The 2621-nt window shown below is 48.3% G+C and carries 5 protein-coding genes and 1 pseudogene; 2 read left to right on the top strand and 4 right to left on the bottom strand.

Annotated features, from left to right (window positions below; translation table 11 throughout):
- Positions 1–350: 350 nt before the first annotated feature.
- Positions 351–569, bottom strand: coding sequence for a hypothetical protein (locus BUB44_RS11885; RefSeq protein WP_073166630.1), 219 nt, complete (start codon positions 567–569; stop codon positions 351–353).
- Between the two features lie 267 nt (positions 570–836).
- Here BUB44_RS11885 and tnpA point away from each other — a divergent pair.
- Positions 837–1063, top strand: a pseudogene (gene tnpA, locus BUB44_RS16125) (IS200/IS605 family transposase); the annotation flags it as partial.
- Positions 1064–1074: 11 nt separating this feature from the next.
- The gene (locus tag BUB44_RS11875) at positions 1075–1260 is read left to right on the top strand and encodes a helix-turn-helix transcriptional regulator (RefSeq protein ID WP_242655970.1); all 186 of its coding nucleotides are present in this window, start codon (positions 1075–1077) and stop codon (positions 1258–1260) included.
- Positions 1261–1386: 126 nt separating this feature from the next.
- On the opposite strand, the gene BUB44_RS11870 is transcribed toward BUB44_RS11875, so the two are convergent.
- The 3 genes from BUB44_RS11870 to BUB44_RS11860 all read right to left on the bottom strand — a co-directional run bounded on the left by BUB44_RS11870 (position 1387) and on the right by BUB44_RS11860 (position 2359).
- A complete protein-coding gene (locus BUB44_RS11870) occupies positions 1387–1614 on the bottom strand; it encodes a hypothetical protein (protein WP_073166628.1) in 228 nt (75 codons plus the stop codon).
- A 206-nt stretch (positions 1615–1820) separates the two neighbouring features.
- A complete protein-coding gene (locus tag BUB44_RS11865) occupies positions 1821–2081 on the bottom strand; it encodes a type II toxin-antitoxin system RelE/ParE family toxin (protein ID WP_073166625.1) in 261 nt (86 codons plus the stop codon).
- Positions 2078–2359: a hypothetical protein gene (locus BUB44_RS11860; RefSeq protein WP_027357572.1), complete on the bottom strand. Its 282-nt coding sequence runs from the start codon at positions 2357–2359 to the stop codon at positions 2078–2080. Before BUB44_RS11860 ends, BUB44_RS11865 begins: the two co-directional genes overlap by 4 nt.
- Positions 2360–2621: the final 262 nt, after the last annotated feature.

Genomic DNA, 2621 nt, shown 5'->3' with positions numbered 1-2621 from the left:
AATTTACTTCATGGCTGAGGGCGTTGATCCCAATGTCAACAGAGAACGCCTGTTGTCACCCTGGGTAAAGGCAGTTAATTCCCAGGCATTAGATGGAAATAAGTAATCTGGTAAACCGATCACGCATGGGTAACCCTACAAGCAACAGGATAATGGGCCAAGGGAACGATAAAAGAATCCCAGAACTCCTTCTTTGCACTAACTAAAACTTGCTGGAACATGGTTATCCCCTCTTTTTTAAGAAAATAAACGAGTTCAAAAAAGAATGCTACGTTTAAAAAAAGGGAGGTTTCCCTCCCTTATGACTAGGTATGCTAGCGGCCACCTGCCGCCTACCGCCTAGCCTTCCCTCAGCGAGAGCGCACATTACGGGCCATCACAGGAGAAGCAGAATTCGGCTTTGAGGCATAAACTTCCAAGCACTGGCAGTGATACATGCGCTTAATAGTTTTTTCATCTACACCAAACTGCCGGTAATATTCAACAACCATGTTTGGCGGTGAAGTCAAAGAACCCATCCGTTCTCTCCTGCTCTTCGCGGTGCCGTTCCTTTCACTTGCCAGGCCCAAAGATAGCCCCCCCTTTAGCAATGAATAAGTTGCCTCTGCTGGATATTATATGCAACCCGAAGTGAATTGACACGGCCGACTGCTTTTTAGAGCACCGGGGGAGCGCGAGGGGGAGACACCCCCTCAATTTATTAAAGGGGATACGACGAGCAATTTTGCTGCGTTAGATCTCCCTCGATCCAGTAAGCCTCCCGAGGCAAAATTGCTCGTCGCACGGACCCCCTCGCCCTGGTATTTACGTCCCTCCCCAAATGTTACATAAATGGCATGAAGAAAGAAACCTGGAAGTCAACCGGAACGGCAGTCTATACCATCAACTACCACTTCGTATGGTCAACGAAGTACCGCCGTAAGGTATTGCTCCCACCAATAGACAAACTCTGAAGGCAGCAATTACTGCTCTCTGTATGGAGCATGGCTACGAGTTACTGGCCCTGGAGGTCATGCCCGACCACGTACACGTGTTTCTCTCGGCTCCCCCAAAATGCCCCCCGGAGGGCCGGGATTGTTGACCTTGTTATATCAATTAAAGGGAATAACCCAGACCGAACTTACCCGTAGAGTCGGCACCCGTCAATCGGCTATCGCCAGGCTGGAAAGCGGAACTTATAACCCCTCCCTTCGGTTTTTAAAGAAAGTCGCGAAAGCTCTGGATGCAAAAATTGAAGTGTCGTTAAAGTGCGACAACTGAACAAGTGCCGACAGGAGAACACTCACACCGGGCGCATGCCCGGCATGAAGATGACGAAGAGCGCCAGTAGTAGAATGAACAGACAGAACCTCAGCAGCGGCTCCACCCCTAACCATTAATTTTACCTCATTTTACCACACCTGCACGCCCGGCCCCCAGGAGTCCTTTTACGTCCTCCAGGGCCTCCCCGTCCACCTCGACGTTCACCGGGACGATCACCAGCGCCCTGCCGTACTGGTAAACGGCCAGGTGCCGGTAGCCGTACTTTTCGACTACCCCGCGCAAAAACGCCGGGGGCAGGGCGAAGTGATGCGACGATAAACTGGCGATTTTGAGCAACTTAAGTTCCGGCACTTCCGATTTCCCTGACTCTGACTTTGATTGACTTTATCTTAGCATATCTTGGTAAATATGACAAAAGCGGTATTTGACTTTATTTGACCAAAACGGGTGTTCTGTACTGGAAGATGTTTGCTTTTCGGGATAAAGCGCGGGGTTTTCGTTAATTTTCGGCGCATTTTGTTCCAAAAAAAGAAAAACCCCGGTTAAACCGGGTCAGCTCAAGGCTTTTTCAGCGTCTTATCATGTTCGCCGCAATTTCGCAGAATAATTGTATCACCTTTCCAGGAAAAGGTGATGCGCAGACTTATGGTAGCACTGGCTTCCCAAATATCTTTTGTCCCTTGAACACGCTTAACACGCAGGGAGGGGTGATTGATATTATCAGACATCAGCCGCAACGCTTTTTTTATGGCGCATCTTTGGTTCTCATCCAGCTTTTTATAAACTCTCTTGAACCGTTCCGTTCGCTGAAAAATCATTTATCCAGATCCTCCAGAAGATCGTCAACATTATCAAAGGACTTAACCCTCCCAGAAGCTATGTCCTTCTCGGCCTCTTTTTCCCCGTCCTGCCATTCCCTGGTCCAGAACCATGCCTGCTCTGCTGGAATGAGCTTCATCGGTCTCAGGATAATTTTCCCGTCTTCAAGCTCTACCTGGAAAATATCGCCATCATTTAAAGGCATATGCTCTTTTAACAAGCCCAGACTGACAACACCACGCTTCTGTACGATAACGTTACCAATTATTTGACCCACAAAAACCGCTCCTTTACAACTGCTGTAATACAGTTTATCTATGCTGTAATACAGTTTATCTACCAAACTGCTTTGCAGTAATTATATCAACGACCAAAAATTATTGCAAGTGGAAAACACCTTCTTTCTCCTGAACTTTAACACCCAATCCCAATCGAGTAGGAGGAGGCGGCTAGCCCCCGTCCTCTCACACCACCGGACATGCGGGTCCGCATCCGGCGGTTCACCAAGCTTGACGAAGATAAGAATAGCGTTCGGTTAA

This window comes from Desulfofundulus australicus DSM 11792 (assembly GCF_900129285.1).
GTDB classification, from domain to species: Bacteria; Bacillota; Desulfotomaculia; order Desulfotomaculales; family Desulfovirgulaceae; genus Desulfofundulus; species Desulfofundulus australicus.
This window is presented reverse-complemented; position numbering and strand designations above follow the sequence as displayed.

Bases quoted from the DNA above. Each gene is read 5' to 3' on its own strand.
- BUB44_RS11865 (WP_073166625.1), bottom strand. From the start codon at position 2,081: ATGATTTTTCAGCGAACGGAACGGTTCAAGAGAGTTTATAAAAAGCTG.